A 21,254-nucleotide genomic window follows, 5' to 3' on the forward strand; every position below is an offset into this window, starting at 1 on the left:
TTATTTCCCCCTTACGATTGTCCCGATTTCGTCACCGATGACGACACGTTTGATGTTACCTTCTTCCATCAACGAGAAGACGATGAGCGGGATGTCATTGTCCATACAAAGTGATGTTGCTGTAGAATCCATGACTTGAAGTCCATCCTTTAAGACATCCAAGTAAGAGAGCGTTTCGAATTTCTTCGCTTCTGGATCAACATTCGGGTCAGCTGAGTACACACCATCGACGTTGTTTTTCGCCATTAAGATGACCTCTGCTTCAATTTCAGCTGCACGAAGAGCAGCTGTCGTATCTGTCGAGAAGTACGGGTTCCCTGTACCTGCTGCAAAGATGACGACGCGTCCTTTTTCAAGATGACGCATCGCACGGCGGCGAATGTACGGTTCTGCTACTTGGCGCATCTCGATTGATGTTTGAACGCGAGTTTCGACACCTACATCTTCTAAGCTGTCTTGAAGCGCAAGCGAGTTCATGACTGTCGCTAACATCCCCATATAATCGGCGTTGGCCCGGTCCATCCCAAGTTCTGCACCTGTTTTGCCACGCCAAATGTTTCCAGCTCCGACGACGACCGCTACTTCAACGTTCAATTCAACTAATTCGCGAATCTGTTCCGAGATAGATTTGACGATGACAGGATTGATCCCAAACCCTTGATCTCCTGCGAGCGCTTCTCCGCTCAATTTTAACACAATCCGGTTATATTTCGGTTGCATGACTATGTCCCCCTTGCTAAATTCCGTAAAAAAGGAACACGAACCACTTCCACACGAAAGTGGATTGAAGCATACGTGTTCCTTCTCTTGTCATCAGGATGATCCCGATTCTTATTTTTTAAGTTGGTTCATAACTTCTTCAGCGAAGTTCTCTTCGCGTTTTTCCATACCTTCTCCAACTTCGAAGCGTACGAATGACACGACTTTACCGCCTTTAGATTCTACATATTTACCAACTTTGAAGTCTGGATCCTTAACGAACGTTTGATCGACGAGGCAGATTTCCTCGAAGAATTTGTTCATACGACCAACGATCATTTTTTCAACGATGTTAGCTGGTTTTCCTTCGTTCAATGCTTGCTCAGTGAGGACTTTTTCTTCACGTGCTTTTTCTTCTTCTGTGACAGAAGTACGGTCAACGTAAAGTGGACGTGCTGCTGCGATGTGCATTGCAACGTCTTTTGCAACTGTTTCATCTGTCGTACCTTCGATAACGACGACTGAACCGATGCGTCCACCCATGTGGAGGTAAGAACCGAATGCTGCGTCATCTGCTTTTGTGAAGAGCGCTACGCGACGGAGTGAGATTTTCTCTCCGATTGTTGAAGCTTCTTCTGAGATGTATGTGTCGATTGTTTTACCTGCTTCGTATTCAGAAGCAAGAGCAGCTTCTGCTGTCTCAGAACCGTTACGGAGAACAGCGTCTGCGATGTTTTGAACGAGTGTTTGGAAACGTTCGTTTTTCGCAACGAAGTCTGTTTCTGAGTTGATTTCGACGAGTGCCGCTTTGTTGCCGTCAACTGCAACTGCAGTCAATCCTTCAGCTGCAATACGATCGCCTTTTGCTGCTGCTTTAGCGATCCCTTTTTCACGCAAGAAATCTACTGCTGCGTTCATGTCACCGTCAGTTTCAACGAGTGCTTTTTTGCAGTCGAGCATACCTGCACCTGTTTTTTCACGAAGTTCTTTAACCATTGCTGCTGTAATAGCCATTCGATATTCCTCCTTATAACATCCTTAGTTTCAAAAAAAAGGTGATAAAAGGTCGATTCCCTTTATCACCTGGCATCACGAATTACTCAGCGTCTGCTACTACTTCTTCAGTAGTTTCAGGTGCTACGTTATCTTCGCCTTGTTTAACTTCGAGGATTGCGTCAGCCATTTTACCAGTGAGCAATTTGACTGCACGGATCGCATCGTCGTTCGCTGGGATGACGTAGTCGATTTCGTCTGGATCACAGTTAGTATCAACAATCGCAACGATTGGGATGTTGAGTTTGTGTGCTTCTGCAATCGCGATACGCTCTTTGCGTGGGTCAACGATGAAGAGTGCATCCGGAACGCCTGGCATATCTTTGATACCGCCGAGGAATTTCTCAAGACGAGTCATTTCTTTTTTAAGAATGATGACTTCTTTTTTAGGAAGAACTTCGAATGTACCGTTCTCTTCCATTTTTTCGAGTTGTTTCAAACGGTTGATACGTTTTTTGATTGTAGAGAAGTTCGTGAGGGTTCCACCCAACCAACGTTCGTTGATGAAGTATTGACCTGCACGGATCGCTTCTTCTTTCACAGTGTCTTGAGCTTGTTTTTTCGTACCAACGAAAAGAACGTTTCCGCCTTCAGACGCTACTTCACGGATGAAGTTGTATGCTTCGTCTACTTTTTTGACCGTTTTTTGAAGGTCGATGATGTAGATTCCGTTCCGTTCTGTGAAGATGTATTTTGCCATTTTTGGGTTCCAACGGCGTGTTTGGTGACCGAAGTGTACACCAGCTTCTAACAATTGTTTCATCGAGATTACTGCCATGATGAATTCCTCCTTTTGGGTTTTGGATGTCCTCCGCGATGATCGTCTGTCCAGCTAACCTATTAAAGGCACCGCAGCTGGCGATACATGCGTGCGTAATTAACACCGTAGACTAATATAGCATAAAGATTACCGAGGGGCAACCTTCGTTTGATGAGAAAGTTTAGCAATCAAAGCAACCTCGCCCGTCCCGCGATTTAAAGACCGCGCAAGCGTCTCAAGATCCGCTCCTTCTCGTAGCGCCTGCTTGACATCTGTTAACGGTGGTTCTTTTGAAATGGATCGCTCGATTTCGACGGCTTCCGATTTCTCGTATGTAGCCGCCTCCACCATCTGTGGAGACACGTCCGGTACTTGATCAACCTGTTCGTTCGCTTCATTTACGGATGTCTCCGTCATAGCGTTGACGTTCTCCATGAAATGAAGCAACACTTGTTCCGTCTCATTCTTTTCACGTTCCAACCGGATAATCCGGTCTTTAAGCGCTGCCTGCTGGCGAAATAACACCAGCAGCGCATAACAAACTAAAGCAGCTAATAAAATATAAACGACAGTCATAATTCTTCCTTTCACATGGCGACACGATCTGCTAAGTAGGCACTTCCGAGCGCATTCTTCAACTTCCGAAGCGCTTTTGAATGGATTTGTGAAATACGGGAAGTCGAGAGCCCGAGGACTTCACCAATTTCAGTAAGCGTCAATTCTTCATAATAGAACAACGAGACGACAAGTTGTTCTTTTTCGGATAACCCCTCTACTTCCTCTGCCAGTTTAGCAATCAACTCACGCATTAATAACATATCTTCCGGTGTAGCAGTATCTGGATCTAAATAGGAAACGGTCATCGCCTTCCCCTCATCCTGTAACGTGACTGCTTCATCGATCGATAATACATTCGCAAAATAGCTTTCTGCTAAAGCACCCTTGACCTCGTCCGGTGTCATGTCGACGATGGAAGAGACCTCGTCTAACGTCGGCGTCCGTTGCAAAGATTGTTCAAGGATCTCGACGGCTGCCTCGACCCGTTTTGCTTTTTCCCGTAAGGAACGTGGTAACCAATCGATTTTACGAAGCCCATCTAAAATAGCTCCTCGAATCCGAAAGGCGGCATACGTGTCGAATTTATTATTATGATTTTGATCGAATTTTTGAAGCGCATCGTACAATCCCATCATCCCTAAACTTTTCAACTCGTCTCGATCGACACTTTTAGGCAACGTCGCACTTAAACGCTGAACATGGTATTGAACAAGTGGTTCATAATTGTGAAGTAACAGGTCTGCCACCGCAATATCGCGTGTGGTCAGCCATCGATCCCAAAGTTGTTGTAATTCCTCACGCATGACCATTCCTCCTCTAGATTTCCAGCGTCCCGACATTCACCGTCCGGATGACGAGACGCCCTGATTGTGAGTGGAACTCGATCGTTCGTCCATTCGTGCCGCCAACATCTTCGGCAACGAGTGGAATTTTGACTTGTTGAAGCATTGCTTTGACCGCAGCGATGTTTCGCTCACCAATCCGCATGGATTCATGTTCATACTTAAATTGAAACATCTGAGCCCCACCCGCAATCTTCGCACGTAATCGGATGGCTCCACTTGCTCGTAATTCGCGGGCTACCTCTAGAATTGCAGTATCCGCGAACTTTCCGACTTCAAGCTCCCGATTCCGACTGATCGCTGAATCAGGCAACATGACATGCGCCATACTCGATAACCCTCGTTCCTGGTCATAGATGACGACGCCTACACACGATCCAAGACCCGCCGTCCGTAAAATGACGGGGCGTTTACTGATGGCGTACTCCGCAATCCCAATCCGTACGATTTCATCCATTCAAGTCCACACCCAATCGTTCGAAGACCGTCTGAAAGGCGTTAGCTTCAGGCAACAAAAGTAAATGTCCAGTCAAATCGTTTCCTGCACTAGACAAATGCGTGTCGATATAGACAGCCATATTGCCTGGGGTCGTTGATTCAAGTAAGGCTACTTCAAGTAACGCACCAACCATATCAAACGCTGATGCAGGAACACTGACATGTAACGATAAATCAAGCCAATCGGAGATAGCCCGAGCATATGCTCCTATTAAAATATTCCCAATTTCTTCCCAAGCAGAAACCCCCATTTCGTGGGAATCGGAAAAAAAGTGGAATTCCGTCTGCATCAATTGGCTCACGAGCTTCTCTGCATCACGAAGTGGCATCAAAAAAAGTAACGTTGCTTGAATATCGCCAGAAAAACGTAACAATGCACCAGCGGTATACGTTTCCGCCCCTCCACTTCGCTCGATGATCGTCGTGAAATCCTCAAGTTCAGCGGAAGGTACTTCGATCTCAATCGGTTGTCCAAGTAAGGTCGAAAGTGCTGTCGCTGCGTGACCAGCTCCAATGTTGCCGACTTCCCGTAAAATGTCCCGTTCGTTCGGATTAAGCATGAACGATGTCCTCAAATAAGCGATTCGGTTCAATCAACGAAAACAATTGCTGATCGCCTTTTGCGACTGCAGTCAAATACGAGGCATCCTCCTGCTTTTGTTCACTGAGCGGTTCAATCCGAACATCCGTTGATTCGACGACTTCGTTTGCCCGGTCGACGATGAATCCAGCGTCCCCATGCTCCAAAGTGGCGATGATGATGCGTGTTTCTTCCGTTTCTTCCATTAATTCGAATCCAAGACGGGCACGCAGGTCAATCACGGGGGTGACGACACCTCGCAAATTGATGACTCCTTTGACATAGGATGCAGCGTTCGGAATCCGTGTGATCGGGATGAGCCGTTCGATTGAACGAACAGACTGTACATCAATACCGTATGCATTATCTTCTAATTGAAAAACAACCCATTTTTGTTCCATCTTCGTTCCCCTCACTTCCGTAATAGTGCATTGCTGTCAATGATCAATGCGACTTGTCCGTCTCCAAGAATCGTCGCGCCAGAAATGGCACGGATGCCTTCTAGATAACTACCGAGTGGCTTCATGACGATTTCCTGTTGACCGATCAATTCGGATACGATCAATCCTGCTAATTTTTCGCCACTCCGGACGACGACGACCGAATAGGCTTCTGCCTCATGTTGTGGCAATCCGTAAACTTCATTCAGCGAAATAAGTGGAACCAATTGTCCACGGAAATCAAATACTTTTTCCCGGTGCGCTTGCAGGATCGCCGATTTACGTAAAGATGTCGTCTCGATGATGGCAGTCAGTGGAATTGCATACGTTTCTTGTCCGAGCTCAACGAGCATGGCTGAGATGATCGAGAGCGTCAATGGTAAACTGATACGGAAAATCGTTCCTTCTCCGCGGCGTGTCTCAACGAACACTTCTCCACCCAATGATTCGATCTTCGATTTGACGACGTCGAGACCAACACCACGACCAGACAAGTCCGTGACTTCTTCTGCCGTCGAGAAACCAGGTGCGAATAACAGCATCGAAGCCTCTTCGATCGTTAATTGCATCGCTTCTTCTTCTGTGATCAATCCTTTTTCAATCGCAATCCGTGTGACACGTTCGTGATTGATACCTGCTCCATCATCTTCAATCTCAATGAAGACTCGGTTTCCTGAATGGTAGGCACGAAGCGAAAGATTTCCTTCGACCGGCTTATTCGCTAAAATCCGTTCCGCTTTGTTTTCAATTCCATGATCGATCGCATTACGGATCAAGTGGACAAGTGGATCACCAATCTCATCGATGACTGTGCGATCAAGTTCCGTCTCAGCACCCGTAATGTGTAGTTTGATATGTTTTCCGACATCCTTCGAAACGGAACGCACCATTCGTGGGAATCGATTGAATACTTGTTCGATCGGCATCATTCGTAACGTTAAAACGAGTGATTGCAATTCGTTCGTGCCCCGTTTGATCCGTTCGACCGTATCTGTCAATTCCGGCGAGCTGACTTCTGCTGCAATACGCTCCAAACGTCCGCGGTCGATGATGAACTCTTCGAACAGATTCATCAAACGATCAATCCGCTCGAGATTGACACGAATCGTTTTCGAAGCGACAGGCACAGATAGATCTGTCTGTTCTGGTGATTCCGGTGAAGCTGTTGGTGCAGGTACTGATGTCGCAACCGGCACTTCCTGTGGAAGGGTGGATGTCGCCACCTCTGCTTCTGGTGTTGCTTCGAACACGTCCATCGTTACTATTGCGACTTCAGAAACCGAGGCAACCGCCTCTTGAATGACCGATTGCTCTTGTTGCGTCACGAATAAAACAGAGAATGACGTCTCAAAATGTTCTTGCTCCAGTTCATCAGATGTCGGATTCGACAAAATGACATCTCCGAGCTGTTGTAAACGATCAAAGACCATGTAAACACGTGCCGCTTTTAAGATGACGTCTGCTGAAAGTTCGACTTGGACGATATAGGCTTGATAACCGGACGCAATCGATTGTTTGACGACCGCTTCCGAATAGACATCACATTCGAATGTTGATGGTGCAGTTGATGGCGTAACCGAAATGATCTCTTCTTGTTCGGGACGAATGAACTGCTGTAATCGTCTCACTGTTTCCGTAACGTCAAGTTTCCCTTTTCCACCGCGACTGATGTCTTCTACCATCGTTTCCAGTTGCTCAGCAGCAACGAATAGGACATCGATCAACTCAGCTGTAGCGGGTTGTTTCTTTGATCTGACTAAATCAAGGGCACTCTCCATCTCATGCGTCAAATCAGCGATCGCATCATATCCCATCGTTCCTGCCATTCCTTTTAGCGTATGGGCAGAACGGAAAATTTGATCGATGACCGCTTCATCGTCTAATCGTTCTTCAAAAACCAATAAGCTTGTGTTAATAGCTTGTAAATGCTCCATCGACTCATCGAGGAACAACCCCACATATTCATTTAAGTCCATGACTGATACCCTCCTTTAATCTTAACGGACATGATCTTTTCGTTTTTTCAGACGATGTAACAATCGATCTAAAAACTTCCGTTCTTTGACTTGTACACCTGTTAGAGACGTCGTGATATGATCGAGTCGCCAACTGACGTCACTCGTTCGATCCATCAAGTAAAATGGCATCTGTGCCTTGACTGCTTTGACGACTGCCGGATCTTCCGGCAAAAAACCGGTAAAGCGCAGTGGTTTTTGTAAAAATTGTTGGCTGACGAGCGCCAGTCGATCAAACGTTTCAAGTGCTTCTCCACCATTCGTCGCCCGATTGACGACGACGGAAATCGGAAGATCCGTCGCATGATGGTGTGCCAGTTTGACGAACGCATAACCGTCCATGATTGAAGTCGGCTCTGGCGTGACGATCAACCAGGCTTCGTCTGCACTACTGATAAAATCAAACGTCTGATGGTTGGCGCCGGCTCCTAAATCGAGCAACACAAAATCATACTCATAGAAAAATTGGAATTCCCGCAGTAGGAACACGACATCCTCCTTCGTCAGATTCGTCAGTTCCGCAAATCCACTTCCGCCATGAATGAAATGAAGGGATGGAGACTGTTCAACGATTGCGTGCTGGAGTGATTCTCGTCGTTTGACGCATTCCATCAAGGATGACTTCGATGATTTACCGAATAGAATACCAATGTTCGCCATCCCGATATCAAGATCAATCAAGAGTACTCGTTTTTCTTGTAACGATAATGCCACGCCAAGATTCACCGCGACATTCGTTTTTCCGACGCCACCTTTTCCACTCACGATGGCAATCGTCTTCGTTTCCTTGACGGTCACTTTTGATCGTAAGACACGTGCTTGATCTTCTCGCATCATCTCATCCCTCTCTCGACGATCATTCGGGATAACTCATCCGCCGTAGCGAACGTGATGTCTTCTGGCACTTCTTGACCCGTTGTCACGCAATAGATTGGTAACTCCGTCTCTGTCATAAGCCCAAACATCGACCACAGTTCACTTGTTTCATCTGCTTTCGAAAATACGATCCCTGATAAGGGAATCTTACTGAAACGATCGTGGATCTGTAATAAATCTCGATATTTCGATGTCAAACTAAGAACTAAAAATACATCCGTATCCTCAAAGTCATGACGACTTCGTAATTGCTCTACATATGCTTCGTCAAGGAAATTCCGTCCCGCTGTATCGACAAGTACGATGTCGCATGACGTTAGCGCCTGCTTCGCTCGTTCAAAATCTTCCAGGTCGTATGCAACATGAATCGGAATACCTAATATGTCGGCATATGTCTTCAGTTGTTCAATCGCTGAGATCCGGTATGTATCGGTTGTGATGAGACCGACTCGTTGATTTTTAATGAGCGTATGATGCGCAGCGAGTTTAGCGATGGTTGTCGTCTTTCCGACGCCAGTTGGTCCTGTTAACATGACATAACGTGCAGTCGACGGCGTCACGCGCAATGCCGACTTCACTTCTTCCGTCAAGAGATCGGTTAATTCCGTTTGCTGCGTTTGATAGTACGCAGTTAGTAATCGCTCATGCAATCGTTCAGACACTTGTTGTAACGCTGGTTCTGCCAACAGCGGCGCATAATGTCGCAATTCTTTTGGCAATGGTCGTTCGCCGACCGTAACGATCGTCGGACGCACTGGGATCGGTTGGATGGTTTCCACAATGTCCTTCCGACTCGTTGTTTGCTTCGAGACGATCGGTTCGTTCGACACATGTTCATCCACCGATGCAACCAGTTCCACTTTTTTCTTCGCAAATAAGCCAAAGAATCCGCCCACTTTAATATGGCGAGTATTTAATATGATGGCATCGTTACCGAGTTCGCGTTTGATGCGTTCCATGGCTTCGCTAACGGAATCCGCCGTGACTTTTTTGACTATCATCGCTTAAATCACCCCAATACTCTTAACTTCAATCGTCGGCATTAATTCGTTATAAGACAATATCGGAATATCTGGAAAATACCGTTCTGTCAATTGACGGACGAACATCCGGATACTTGGAGAAGTCAGGATGATCGGATGCGCCCCGTACCGTTCGAATTCCGTTGCTCGCTCCTGTAACGTCTCGATGAAACGTGTCGCCTTTTCGGGATCAAGCGCTAAATAATTTCCGAACTCCGTCTTTTGGATGGCCGACTGGATATCCAGTTCCATCTCACTTGAGACCGTCACGACATGTAAGACATCTCCTTGCATGACTTGTTCCGTAATTTGACGCGATAAGGATTGACGGACATATTCAGCAAGCAGTTCGCTGTCTTTCGTCACAGCTGCATAGTCCGCGAGCGTTTCAAAAATCAATGGTAGATTTCGAATCGAGACTTTTTCTTTTAATAATTGAACGAATACTTTTTGAAGTTCCCCGATTGATAACAGTTGTGGTGTTACTTCCTCGACCAAAATCGGATGGGATTCCTTCAAATGATCAACCAACTGTTTCGTCTCTTCTCGACCGAGTAACTCAGCTGCATGTTTCTTCAAGAGCTCCGTTAAATGTGTCGCAACGACGGATGGTGGATCAACGACCGTATAGCCTGACATCTCTGCTCGGCTCCGTGTCTGTTCATCAATCCAGAGTGCCGGCATACCGAATGCTGGTTCAACCGTCTCGATGCCTCGAATTTCTGGATCATCGACCCCTGGGCTCATCGCTAAATAATGATCAAGCAATAGCTCACCACTTGCCATCTCACTTCCGCGAATCTTGATTCGATACTGGTTCGGTGATAACTGCAGGTGATCACGAATCCGAACAGTCGGTAGAACGAATCCAAGTTCGAGTGCTAGCTGCCGACGAATCATAACGACACGATCGAGTAAATCGCCACCTTGCGCTTCATCAGCGAGTGGAATCAAACCGTAACCGAATTCAAATTCAATCGTATCGACGTTCAGTAAAGAAATGACCGATTCACTCGAACGCAAGTTTTCGCTCGGCGCTTCCTCGACAGCGACCTCTTCTTGCATCGTCTTCGTCGTCTGCTTTATTCGCCAAGCGAAGAAGCCAAATAACGCTGCAATCGGCATCGTGACGTAATCGGGAATCGCTGTGAATAGTCCGAGTAAGAAGATTGCTCCAGCCGCGATTCCGACAAGTAATGGTGTGCGTGTCAATTGACCGATGACATCCTCACCAAGGTTTCCGTCGGATGTCGAGCGCGTGACGATGATCCCGGTCGCAACCGAAATCAACAGTGCTGGAATCTGACTGACGAGACCGTCCCCGACTGTCAGTAACGTATATAGTTCGACTGACTCCGCTATCGGTAAGCCTTGCTGGACGACACCGATGATCATTCCGAAGATCAAGTTAATGATGACGATGATGATACCAGCGATCGCATCTCCTTTAACGAACTTCGAGGCCCCGTCCATCGCCCCATAAAAGTCTGCTTCCGATTGGATTTTTTGACGACGAGTCCGGGCTTGTAATTCGTCAATCATACCGGAGTTCAGGTCGGCGTCGATTGCCATCTGTTTTCCGGGCATCGCATCAAGCGTAAAACGTGCCGACACTTCCGAGACTCGTTCTGAACCCTTTGTGATGACGAGAAACTGGATCAAGACGAGAATCAAGAAGACGACGAAACCGACGAGCGGCTTACCGCCGACGACAAAGCTACCGAAAGCCTCGATAACTTCGCCACCATTTCCGTTCGATAGGATCGCCCGTGTCGTCGAGACGTTAAGTGCCAGACGAAATAGAGTCACGATCAATAACAACGTCGGAAATACAGAAAACTCAAGTGCCTCTTTGGCATTCATCGCAACGAGTAATACCATCAAAGCAATTAAGATATTGATGATGATTAAAAAATCGAGCATGATAGCGGGCAGTGGAATGACGAGCATGAAGACGATCATGATGACGCCTAGCAGAACCGTTAAATCTCGTGTTGATATACTCATGATGCTTCATCCTTTCATTTTGCTTGTTTCAGTTGATAGACAAAGGCGAGTGTTTCAGCGAGCGCCTGATAGAACGTTTCATCCACTGCCATACCAATCTCTGTTTGAGCGAACAACGCCCGCGCCAGCGGACGATTTTCAACAATCGGGACATCAGCTGCTGTCGCCTTCTCCCGAATCCGGAACGCGACAGCATCTACGCCTTTTGCAACGACGATCGGTGCCATATGTTTTCCGTCATCGTATTGAATCGCTACCGCATAATGGGTCGGGTTCGTGATGACGACGTCGGCATTCGGTATTTCTTGCATCATCCGCCGCATCGCCATCTCCCGTTGTTGTTGTTTAATCTTTCCTTTGATTTGAGGGTCACCTTCCGTGTTCTTATGCTCATCCTTTAAATCCTGTTTACTCATTCGAATCGACTTTTCAAAATCAAATTTTTGATAAGCGAAGTCCAGAATGGCTAACGCGATCAAGGCGATACTGACCGACAAACCGAGCAAAAATGTTAAATGACCAATGATAGCTAACGCATCGCCGATCGGTTCCGAAGTCAGCCTCGAAATCTCGACCTTGTTATTCCACAGAACAGTGCCACTCGTGACACCGATGACTAACAGTTTAAAAACGGATTTCAAAAACTCGACGAGTGCTTTAACGCTAACGATCCGTTTGACGCCTTGAAGCGGATTGATCCGGTCTAGCTTCGGCTGAATCGCCTCACCACTTAAGAGCACACCAATCTGAACGAAGTTTCCAAGGATCCCGATGACGACCGCTGTTAAAAAGAAGGGGGCGACTAAAATCCCCATTTGTATCAGCATCTCGACTAAAATCTGTTCAATTCGTCCCTCTTCGACGGCTTGCAGAACTTGACTTGCACTGAGACCATCTTGCAGGACGAGTACGAATCGCCGTCCTAGAAATGGACCGAAAAAATAGAGGACGAGAAACATCGCGAATAACATAAAACTGCTCGTTAAATCTGCTGATTTTGCGACCTGTCCCTTTTTACGCGAGTCATCCCGCTTTCGAGGTGTCGCTTTTTCCGTCTTCTCACCAGCGAAGTACTGAAGATCAAGGCGTAATCGATATGAATGCATGTCCTTAACCTCCTAGTAATCGAATAGCGTCTGCAAGTACATCTTGCAACAATGGAACGAATCGACCGATTCCTGTGATCGTCGCTCCTGCTAATAAAAACAGAATCGCGTATCCCATTAACAGTTTGACGGAAAAACCAATCGCAAAAATGTTGAACTGGGGTGCCGTTTTCGCTAAGAAACCGAGTGCGAGATCCACTAAAAAGAGTGAAACGACAAGTGGCATCGCCATTTGTAAGGCAGTCAACATCGCAAGTCCGACGACACGGATGACAAGACTCATTCCTGCGTCGCCTGATACCGCAATCAGACTGCCCGGCGGAAAGATTTGAAAACTCGTGTAGATGCCGTCCAGTAAAATGAGATGCATATCAGAAGCGAGCAGGACGAGTAACGTCAGCATGTAATAAAATCGTCCGACGATTGGTGACTGTCCGCCAAACATCGGATCATAAGCGGAAGCCATCGCAAGACCCATCTGTAAATCAATGATCGAACCCGCAATTTGTGGGGCGTATAATAAAAAACTGGCAAGTAAGCCAAGAGCTAGACCCACTAAGACTTCCGTTCCCATCCGAAAGAAAAAATCGAAGTCTTCTACACGAACGTCCGTCTTCACGGCGTAACTCGCAAAGTAAGCAAGACCCGCCGCAAGTGCTAATTTATGTTGCGCTGGTAATTGTCTTGATGAAAACAAAGGCGCCGCAACGAGAAAACCGACGATCCGTCCAAAGACGAGCAGAAAAACACTCAGGAAAGAAAGTAATGTCATTTTCGGGAAACCTCAGCGATTTGTTTGAATAGATCAATCGTAAAGGTCTGTAACTCCTGCATAATCCAAGGTCCAAAGAAGACGAGTGCTAAAAACACGGCAACGATCTTTGGAACAAACGATAACGTCTGTTCCTGAATCTGCGTCGTCGCCTGCAAAATACTGACGAGCAGACCGACGACGAGCGAGACGAGTAACAAGGGGGCCGATACTTTGAGTAATGTCCAGACAGCAGAACTCGCCAACTGAATAATCATTTCTTGAGTCATCTTTTCTCCCCCTAACGCATACTGACGAGCAGTGATTCAACAATCAGGTGCCAGCCATCGACTAAAATAAATAACAGCAATTTAAACGGTAACGCAATCATGACTGGCGGTAACATCATCATTCCCATCGACATCAAAACACTCGAGACGACCATGTCGATGACAAGGAAAGGAATGAAGATCATGAAGCCGATTTGGAAGGCTGTCTTCAATTCACTAATCGCATATGCTGGAACGAGTGCGACGAGTGGAATATCTTCAATCTTTTCCGGTTTTTCATAATTACCGTATTTTAAGAATAGTTCTAAATCATTCGTTCGCGTGTGCTTCGACATGAAGCGTTTCATCGTATCTCCTGCTTTATCAAACGCTTCATCTTGACTGATTTTATCAGCCATGTATGGTTTTAAAGCCGTCGTGTTTAATTCCGATATGACGGGCGACATGACGAAAAGCGTAATGAACAAGGCCAGTCCGACGAGTAGCTGGTTCGGCGGCGTCTGTTGTGTTCCGAGAGCCGAACGGACGAACGACAACACGACGACGACACGCGTGAAACAAGTCATTAAGATTAGTAGTGAGGGCGCCAGTGATAACAACGTCAGTAATACGAGCAGTTTAATCGATGTTGCTGTTCCTGACGGAGTATCGAGTGAGATCAGGTTTTCAATCGTATTCATGAGCGCCCTCGATTCTTCTGCAGTTGCTCGAGTTGTTGTTTGAACGTCTCAAGAAATGGTGAAGGTGCTGATTTCGAAGATGACTCTTCAAGATCCGTCGGTTCGTATCCCTCTAAATCGTCCAGCGTGTCTAAGAGTTGTACGTTCTCACCAACTCCGACGACATAAATCTTATCCTGCACTTTCACTAACTGAACCGATCGATCCTTACCAAGTGGTACACCACCTAGATGGGTCAAACGTCCGGAATGTCTGACGCCTCGCGTCCGCTCGTGAATAAAACGTGTCACGAGGATGAATCCGCCGATCAAGACGACGAGAACGACGACTCCTTTAAAGATGGTCAATGCCATGGAAGGACTCTCATCGACTTGCTGAGTCGTCGGTGCATCGTTCTTGGTTGGATTTAATTTTTCTTCGACCGTTTCAGCCTGTACAGGAAGTGTCAGCAGAAACAGAAGACAAATCAGCAAAGTCACTTTTTTCATGACGAGACAGTTTTCGAGACCGCTTCAAGCACACGATCCGCTTGGAACGGTTTGACGATGAAATCTTTTGCACCTGCTTGAATCGCGTCGATGACCATCGACTGTTGCCCCATCGCTGAACACATGATGACTTTAGCGGCAGGATTGAATGCTTTGATTTCTTTAAGCGCAGAGATTCCGTCCATCTCAGGCATCGTAATGTCTAGCGTGACGAGGTCTGGTGTCAATTCCTTATACTTCGTGACCGCTTCGCGTCCGTTTTCTGCTTCACCGACGACATCATAGCCGTTCTTCGATAGAATTTCCTTGATCATCATCCGCATGAAAGCGGCGTCGTCTACGATTAATACTTTTGCACTCATATTAGTTCCTCCTTAGAACATCCGAAGACGTTCTTTTGTATTTACGATTTCCGTAATGCGTACACCGAAATTCTCTTCGATGACGACCACTTCACCCGTTGCGATCAATGTATTGTTGACAAGAACGTCAACTGGTTCCCCTGCCAGTTTATCCAGCTCGATGACAGAACCTTGTGTTAATTCCAATATGTCACGAACGGAGCGGCGTGTCCGTCCTAACTCAACCGTGACGTTCAACGGAACATCATATAACATTCCGATATTTCCTGGCGTGCCCTCTACTTCCATCTCACCTAACTGACTAAATTGAACTGGACTGACACCGACTGGCGTTGCTTTCGGTTCAGGTGGTGGGACGACCGTTCGTTGTTCCATCGCTGGTGCCGGTGTCGGTTGCGCTTGTGGTTGTGGTTGTTCTGGTTGCGCTTGTGCCGTTGCTTGTGGTGCAGGTTCTGCTTGTTGGGTCGTACTCGCGCTAAAGAGTTTTTGAATCAATTGTTTCGAGAAGTCCAGTGGTGCTAATTGAACGATTTTTGAATCGATCATCGTGCCAATCTTCAGATCAAACTCGATGATGACCATGCTCTCCCAAAGAGAAAAGCTATCGACGATACTCTTATCTTGTGAAAAATCAAAAATTTCAACAGCAGGTGGTGAGATATCGATTCGCATGGAGAACACGGTCGACATCGATGTCGCAGCAGCTCCCATCATCTGATTCATCGCTTCCTGTACAGCAGATAGAGCAATCGGCTCCATCTCCAGCGATTCATCAATGACACCATCGCCTCCCATCATCAGGTTCGCGATGACAGAAGCATCTCGCTGTGTCAGAATCAGGACATTTTCTCCTTTAAATCCTTCTGTATAGCCGACACGCAACGCGACGTGCGGAATCGGATAACGACTTCGTAATTCTTCCATCGAAATCATCCGAACATGTGGTGTCGTGATTTCTACTTTTTGATTCAACAATGCCGATAAGGCCGTTGCTGAATTCCCAAGTGAGATGTTTCCGACTTCCCCTAGCGCATCGATTTCCATATCATCTAATATTTCCTCTGCGTCCGAATCTTGCGGTTCATCGTTTGATGGCGTTCCGCGTAACAACGCATCGATTTCATCTTGCGAAAGCATATCGCTCATGTTATTCCTCCTCAATTCGTTGTAAGACTTGCAAAGCGAGGTGTTTCCCGTTTAGTCCCGGTCGGGCTTTGAACATCTTCCGGTCATCGACGAATACATCGACGGCATCTGAGGCTCGCGTCTTCAGGGATAAACAATCGCCTACTTCGAGGTGTAACAATTCACCAAACGATAGCTCTGTTTGGCCGAGCACTGCTTTTAAATCGACGACGGAACTCATCAACTGCGTTTGCATGTGTTCAGACTCTTGATTATCTGCTGTCGTTCGCTTTTCTTGTTGCATCCAATAATGACTTGATAATTTCGGAAGAACGGATTCAAGGGTCACGAACGGCAAACAGACATTCAACGTACCGCTCACTTCTCCAACCGTTACGTAAATCGATACGAGTATGACCGTCTCATTCGGAGAAACGAGCTGTAGAAACTGCGGATTGATTTCTAAATCGTCGTACTCCGCCTCGACTTCCGTCACCGACTCCCAAGCGGCGCCATATTGGACGAAGGCACGTTTGAACAATTGTGTCAGAATACGCGTCTCGATTTCCGTCAAATTTTCAATCTTGTTCATCCCTTCACCCGGTCCTCCAAGTAATCGATCGAGCATCGCATAAGCAATGTTCGGATTGACTTCGAACAAGACTTTTCCATCAAGCGGATGAAGGTTCACTAGATTGATCAATGTCATATTCGGAATGGAATGAATGAATTCATCGTACGGGAGTTGCTCGACTGTATTGACCGTGAACTGGACGTACGTCCGAAGTTGTGCAGAAAAATGCGTCGTCAACACTCGGGCGAACTGTTCATGGATACGCGTCAAATTCCGTAATTGATCTTTTGAGAAGCGAAGCGCTCGTTTAAAGTCATAGACTTTGACACGGCGCTGCTCCTCTTGGCTTCGGATTTCCTCGACTTCCATATCTCCGCTTGAAATGGCTGATAGCAAGGCATCGATTTCATGTTGGGATAATACTTCGCTCATGCTGCCACCTCACTGGATGATTTTTTTCGTCGTATAGACACGCTGGACATCACCTTCTTGGATGAGCTTCTTGAACTGCATCCGTAACCGTTCTTCGAGCTTCTCCATATCCGCTTTTGAGTCTAAGTCCGACTTTTTCATCGCAGATAAATCACCTAAGATGATGTTATTGATTTGAAACTTTCGTAATTCTAAATCATCACGCGTTGCTTGATCGTCTGTAACGATCGTGAATTGGACATTCAAGAACCGTTCGTCTGCGATGTTCGTCGTCAAGTCGTCTGTCTGAAGACTTCGTGCATCAAGTTCTTCACCCGTCGGCTGTTCGACTTTTGCTTCTGTCGTATCATTAGCTAAAAAGTAATTCATGATCATATAACCTGCCCCAACCATCAGTGCTGCGACAATGATCATGATTAAAGGGATTTTTAGTTTACTCTTCTTCTTTTCCTCGGCCATCTTCGAGCCTCCTTACACTGTTCAAGCCCGCTAATCCGATTTGTTGATAAAAAGCGATTGCGATTGCCTTGACCTCTTCTATTGATTCCTTCACGACATAAATCTGTCCGCCAACGAGTTGAATCGTCGTATCCGGAGTGGAACGGACAGATTCAATCAGAATAGCGTTTAGTACGAGTGGTGCATTACGTAATGTCGTTAGCGTAATCATCGTTTCAGGTTGACCAATTCCTCAAGAACTTGGTCAGAAGTCGTAATGATTCGCGTATTCGCTTGGAAACCACGTTGGGCAATGATCATCTCCGTGAATTCTTCTGATAAATCGACGTTTGACATTTCGAGCGTTCCAGATGTCAATTGACCCATTCCGTTCAAGCTCGGTGTTCCAAGTACTGGCTCACCTGAGTTTTGCGACGCTGCGAACACGTTGACACCTGATTTTTCTAAACCACCTGGGTTAGCAAAGTTCGCGATCGTGATATAACCGACGTTTTGTAATGCTCCTGTCGTATCGACGTAAGTGACGAGACCGTCTTTACCGATTGATAAGTTACGTGCATCCGTTGGTACTTTTAGTTTTTGGAATCCTGCGCCACCTGCTTCCGGAAGGGGTACCGGTGGTGTCTCGCCATCTGCAATTGCTTGAGAGTCACTACCAATCAAATAGTTTCCGTCGCCGGTAACCAAGTTTCCTTCAAGATCGGTATAGAAGTTACCCGAGCGTGTATAACGAATCCCTTCCGCCGTGACGACTTGGAAGAATCCTTCCCCAGAAATCCCGACATCGAGGACGCGACCCGTATTTTGAAGCGCACCTTGGTTATACACATTATCGACTGTTGACATCGATGCTCCAAGACCGACCTGTTTTGGGTTCGTTCCACCGACATTACCACCAGCACCGGATGATGAACCGACCGATTGGCTGACGAGATCCTTAAACGTCACCCGTCCTTTTTTATAACCGAACGTGTTGACGTTCGCGATGTTATTCCCGACGACATCCAGTTTCGTCTGGAAGTTCTTAAGCCCACTGATTCCTGAATACATTGAACGTAACATTATTTTTCCTCCTTTGATTGAATCTGCGTCAACTCGTATACACTAATCTGTTTTCCGTTCGATAATTCGGCCATGATATCCAGCCCATCCCGTTTTACACTAACGACACTGGCTGTCTCTTCGACGGTCGTCGTCTGTTCTGCTCCAGAAGCATCGGTCGTCTTTGACTCGGCTTCATAACTGACGTTCTTACCAATCAGATTGCTGTAGGATAATAACGCCGTCGTATGTTGGTTCAAGACCATCGTGTCCATCGTCTTCCCGATTGCTTGCATCTGTTCAAGTGAAGAAAACTGCGCCATCTGAGCAATGAAATCCTTATCTTCCATTGGTGCCGTCGGGTCCTGATTCGACAGCTGGGCAATCAGAATTTTCATGAACATATCTTTATCCATTGCTTTATTCGTCGGTACTTGTGACTTTTCAGGAAGCTGGTATGAAGTACCATCTGTTTTGATTGCATCAGTCATCGTCTTCCTCCTCTTCTTCCTCTACTGGAGCGGGTGTTTCTTGATAAGGGGACTCATGCTCCTGCTGATCACGTGTGAAGGACTGTTGAAACTCCCGTGCACTAGATGCGATCATCCCCGTCTCGATCTTCACGACCGGCGTCTGCTGGTGTAAAGCTGTCTGCAATTTTCCAAGTTGTTGCTCGATCGATTGTTTCGCTTGTTCAGTACTCGCAAACAGTTTGATGGTCAATGCCCCCTCCTTACGATCGAGTTGAACGACGACCTCTCCAAGCTGCTCTGGATAAAGACGAATCGACAATCGAGTTGACCCGTCAGCACCTTTTAAGAACGGTGCCTGTTGAAGTGCAGCTTCAATCCGTTGTTGAATCTGTTCTGGTACGGGTAGCGGCACTGGACGAATCGTTTGCAACGGGGTACCCTTGTAAATCGGCATGCTCATTGGAGTCAGCGCGGCTTTTCCTTCTGGATCAACGGCCATGGTCGCTTTTCGCATGAGTGAAGCGAATACCAACGGAAGCGGTGTCTTTCCTTTTGCCTGCTCAGCTACAGCTACAGTGTCCGACTTGAACGCTTCGACAATAGGACCAGTTTGCGGGAGCGTCTGTTTCACAGGCAACGCGGAAATGTCTCCTTCAATCGTAGTAAGTAATGGTTGTTTTAAGTTGTTCGTATGATGATCTTTCATTTTGATCGTATCGTTCGTTACTGTCTGCAAGACGACTTGCTGAAGCAATGGTGGCAATTGATCGAACTGATTTTTCGCCTGCTCGACATTTCCCTCAAGCAATTGTTTGACGAACGCTAGTAGTTGTTCCATTTTCTTCGGTTCTTGTTTTAACGCCTCTACTTCCGGTTGTTTCAGTAAAGAGAGAAGCTCGTCCGGTTGATCTACGAGTTCTTGTATCCAATCCGGTAATAGTGGTGTCTCCACTTTCGTCTCGAGTGCTGTCAAATCAGCTGAGACCGGTGACGATGACGTTGTTGGTAACTTTGTCAGATAATCCAGTAACGAAGCAAATTGACCACCAACCGTGGTCATCTCTCCTTTTTTCCCTGTTCCAGTATTCAAGTTCGGGGAGGATGATTGTATTACTTCCGTCATGTTCATCTGGCTTCCCTCCTTACTTCGTCGCGAGTAGCTGTGTTAAGGCCGCCGCTTTTTTAGCATCCATCTTGGCAATGATCGCCGCCTGTTGTTCCGCATCGATGTCCTCGATGATCGGTACGACTTCTGTCGGACTGAGTTCGTTTAAGATGAGCGCAGCATCCTTTGGTGCCATTTCAGCATAGACATCAGTCACAGATGCTGCTTTTTTCTTCGTCGTCTTCGTTTGATCCGTCGTCGCGGGCGTCGGTGTTTGTTTTAAACGATCTCGTTCTGCAATCAAACGTTCGACTTCCTGTTCTTTAGCTTTTAAAGTATCCGATTGTTCCTTGCTTTGATTGCGTAGTTTCTTGATTTCTTGATTCGCTACTTTCAGACGACGTTCGAGTTCTGCTGACGGATTTGCTTGATTCGTAGTCGTTTTTTCCGTTGCGAACGGTAAGGATAGCAATGGACGTCCATTCGCATAATTTAATACGAAATAAGCTGTCAGCAAGATTAAAATCAAAGGAATGATCAATAAAGGTAAGATCCATCCTTTTGACGTTTTATTTTCACTCATATCATCCGTCCTCTTCCAAACTGTAACAATGCCAGTTCATCTAATTGATTTTGTTCCGTCAATGCCTCGATTCGTTTCGTTTCAACCGTATGATTCTCTTGCAGACGACTAAACTTCTTCTCCTCGATCAACGCTCGTTCGAGTGCTTCCTGTGCGCGTTCATAGCGATTTTTCGATTGTGTCACGTACAGTTGTTGCCGTTCGATTTCTTGCTTCACGACATCTCGAGCCCGCTCTCGATATTGCGAAGACGTTAATTCGACGATGCCAATCTCATCTTGCGCTTTCAGAAAGGATTCATAACGGACGAGCAGATGGTATAGTTTTTCGACTTCGATCTCATATTGTTTTTTATGAAGGCTCAATTCTTTTGCGACGCGATCTTTCTCTGCTTCAGCCAAAGGAATGATTCGTTCATAAATCGTCTTCATCTTC

At 46.5% G+C, this 21,254-nt stretch carries 27 protein-coding genes; all 27 read right to left on the minus strand.

The genetic code is table 11. The features are described 5' to 3' along the window. A complete protein-coding gene (gene pyrH, locus ESP131_RS12595) occupies positions 1-720 on the minus strand; it encodes a UMP kinase (RefSeq protein WP_029342047.1) in 720 nt (239 codons plus the stop codon). A 111-nt stretch (positions 721-831) separates the two neighbouring features. After that, complete coding sequence (tsf, locus tag ESP131_RS12600; protein WP_029342048.1) at positions 832-1,713, minus strand: translation elongation factor Ts; 882 nt, start codon at positions 1,711-1,713, stop codon at positions 832-834. Between the two features lie 82 nt (positions 1,714-1,795). Further along, positions 1,796-2,530 (minus strand): 30S ribosomal protein S2, encoded by a 735-nt coding sequence (rpsB, locus tag ESP131_RS12605; protein WP_012370721.1) that lies wholly within the window; start codon positions 2,528-2,530, stop codon positions 1,796-1,798. A 129-nt stretch (positions 2,531-2,659) separates the two neighbouring features. Next, positions 2,660-3,088, minus strand: a complete 429-nt coding sequence (locus ESP131_RS12610; RefSeq protein WP_029342050.1) for a hypothetical protein — start codon at positions 3,086-3,088, stop codon at positions 2,660-2,662. An 11-nt stretch (positions 3,089-3,099) separates the two neighbouring features. Further along, entirely contained in the window at positions 3,100-3,873 is a 774-nt protein-coding gene (locus ESP131_RS12615) for a FliA/WhiG family RNA polymerase sigma factor (RefSeq protein WP_047393832.1), read from the minus strand. 13 nt (positions 3,874-3,886) lie between these two features. Beyond that, positions 3,887-4,369 (minus strand): chemotaxis protein CheD, encoded by a 483-nt coding sequence (locus ESP131_RS12620; RefSeq protein ID WP_029342052.1) that lies wholly within the window; start codon positions 4,367-4,369, stop codon positions 3,887-3,889. Then, on the minus strand, positions 4,362-4,970 hold the full coding sequence (locus tag ESP131_RS12625) for a chemotaxis protein CheC (protein WP_029342053.1): 609 nt from the start codon (positions 4,968-4,970) through the stop codon (positions 4,362-4,364). The genes ESP131_RS12620 and ESP131_RS12625 overlap by 8 nt, the downstream gene beginning before the upstream one ends. Further along, complete coding sequence (locus tag ESP131_RS12630; RefSeq protein WP_029342054.1) at positions 4,963-5,391, minus strand: chemotaxis protein CheW; 429 nt, start codon at positions 5,389-5,391, stop codon at positions 4,963-4,965. Before ESP131_RS12630 ends, ESP131_RS12625 begins: the two co-directional genes overlap by 8 nt. A gap of 11 nt (positions 5,392-5,402) precedes the next feature. Beyond that, positions 5,403-7,406, minus strand: a complete 2,004-nt coding sequence (locus ESP131_RS12635) for a chemotaxis protein CheA (protein WP_047393826.1) — start codon at positions 7,404-7,406, stop codon at positions 5,403-5,405. 21 nt (positions 7,407-7,427) lie between these two features. Continuing rightward, positions 7,428-8,282, minus strand: coding sequence for a MinD/ParA family protein (locus tag ESP131_RS12640; RefSeq protein WP_029342056.1), 855 nt, complete (start codon positions 8,280-8,282; stop codon positions 7,428-7,430). Further along, positions 8,279-9,322, minus strand: coding sequence for a flagellar biosynthesis protein FlhF (locus ESP131_RS12645; RefSeq protein WP_029342057.1), 1,044 nt, complete (start codon positions 9,320-9,322; stop codon positions 8,279-8,281). The genes ESP131_RS12640 and ESP131_RS12645 overlap by 4 nt, the downstream gene beginning before the upstream one ends. Positions 9,323-9,325: 3 nt before the next feature. After that, entirely contained in the window at positions 9,326-11,350 is a 2,025-nt protein-coding gene (gene flhA, locus ESP131_RS12650) for a flagellar biosynthesis protein FlhA (protein ID WP_029342058.1), read from the minus strand. 14 nt (positions 11,351-11,364) lie between these two features. Beyond that, entirely contained in the window at positions 11,365-12,456 is a 1,092-nt protein-coding gene (gene flhB / locus ESP131_RS12655) for a flagellar biosynthesis protein FlhB (protein ID WP_029342059.1), read from the minus strand. Positions 12,457-12,460: 4 nt separating this feature from the next. Continuing rightward, the gene (fliR, locus tag ESP131_RS12660; protein WP_029342060.1) at positions 12,461-13,228 is read right to left on the minus strand and encodes a flagellar biosynthetic protein FliR; all 768 of its coding nucleotides are present in this window, start codon (positions 13,226-13,228) and stop codon (positions 12,461-12,463) included. Further along, positions 13,225-13,497, minus strand: coding sequence for a flagellar biosynthesis protein FliQ (fliQ, locus tag ESP131_RS12665; protein WP_023468705.1), 273 nt, complete (start codon positions 13,495-13,497; stop codon positions 13,225-13,227). Before fliQ ends, fliR begins: the two co-directional genes overlap by 4 nt. A gap of 11 nt (positions 13,498-13,508) precedes the next feature. Beyond that, on the minus strand, positions 13,509-14,177 hold the full coding sequence (gene fliP / locus ESP131_RS12670; RefSeq protein WP_029342061.1) for a flagellar type III secretion system pore protein FliP: 669 nt from the start codon (positions 14,175-14,177) through the stop codon (positions 13,509-13,511). Continuing rightward, positions 14,174-14,665, minus strand: coding sequence for a flagellar biosynthetic protein FliO (locus ESP131_RS12675; RefSeq protein ID WP_047393816.1), 492 nt, complete (start codon positions 14,663-14,665; stop codon positions 14,174-14,176). The genes fliP and ESP131_RS12675 overlap by 4 nt, the downstream gene beginning before the upstream one ends. Further along, positions 14,662-15,027, minus strand: coding sequence for a response regulator (locus ESP131_RS12680; protein WP_029342063.1), 366 nt, complete (start codon positions 15,025-15,027; stop codon positions 14,662-14,664). Before ESP131_RS12680 ends, ESP131_RS12675 begins: the two co-directional genes overlap by 4 nt. Positions 15,028-15,039: 12 nt before the next feature. Further along, positions 15,040-16,173, minus strand: coding sequence for a flagellar motor switch phosphatase FliY (gene fliY / locus ESP131_RS12685; RefSeq protein WP_029342064.1), 1,134 nt, complete (start codon positions 16,171-16,173; stop codon positions 15,040-15,042). Between the two features lies 1 nt (position 16,174). Further along, a complete protein-coding gene (gene fliM, locus ESP131_RS12690; protein ID WP_029342065.1) occupies positions 16,175-17,158 on the minus strand; it encodes a flagellar motor switch protein FliM in 984 nt (327 codons plus the stop codon). Between the two features lie 9 nt (positions 17,159-17,167). Further along, on the minus strand, positions 17,168-17,572 hold the full coding sequence (locus ESP131_RS12695) for a flagellar basal body-associated FliL family protein (protein WP_231681733.1): 405 nt from the start codon (positions 17,570-17,572) through the stop codon (positions 17,168-17,170). Between the two features lie 19 nt (positions 17,573-17,591). Further along, positions 17,592-17,828, minus strand: a complete 237-nt coding sequence (locus ESP131_RS12700) for a flagellar FlbD family protein (protein ID WP_029342067.1) — start codon at positions 17,826-17,828, stop codon at positions 17,592-17,594. Further along, positions 17,825-18,679, minus strand: coding sequence for a flagellar basal body rod protein FlgG (gene flgG, locus ESP131_RS12705; protein ID WP_029342068.1), 855 nt, complete (start codon positions 18,677-18,679; stop codon positions 17,825-17,827). The genes ESP131_RS12700 and flgG overlap by 4 nt, the downstream gene beginning before the upstream one ends. Continuing rightward, positions 18,679-19,149, minus strand: a complete 471-nt coding sequence (locus tag ESP131_RS12710; protein ID WP_069940833.1) for a flagellar hook capping FlgD N-terminal domain-containing protein — start codon at positions 19,147-19,149, stop codon at positions 18,679-18,681. Before ESP131_RS12710 ends, flgG begins: the two co-directional genes overlap by 1 nt. Continuing rightward, a complete protein-coding gene (locus tag ESP131_RS12715; protein ID WP_064299652.1) occupies positions 19,142-20,260 on the minus strand; it encodes a flagellar hook-length control protein FliK in 1,119 nt (372 codons plus the stop codon). Before ESP131_RS12715 ends, ESP131_RS12710 begins: the two co-directional genes overlap by 8 nt. 13 nt (positions 20,261-20,273) lie before the next feature. Next, a complete protein-coding gene (locus ESP131_RS12720) occupies positions 20,274-20,819 on the minus strand; it encodes a MotE family protein (protein WP_050677477.1) in 546 nt (181 codons plus the stop codon). Further along, entirely contained in the window at positions 20,816-21,250 is a 435-nt protein-coding gene (locus ESP131_RS12725) for a flagellar export protein FliJ (protein ID WP_029342072.1), read from the minus strand. Before ESP131_RS12725 ends, ESP131_RS12720 begins: the two co-directional genes overlap by 4 nt. Between the last annotated feature and the right edge of the window lie 4 nt (positions 21,251-21,254).

Source organism: Exiguobacterium sp. U13-1, assembly GCF_001750115.1.
Taxonomy (GTDB): domain Bacteria; phylum Bacillota; class Bacilli; order Exiguobacteriales; family Exiguobacteriaceae; genus Exiguobacterium_A; species Exiguobacterium_A acetylicum.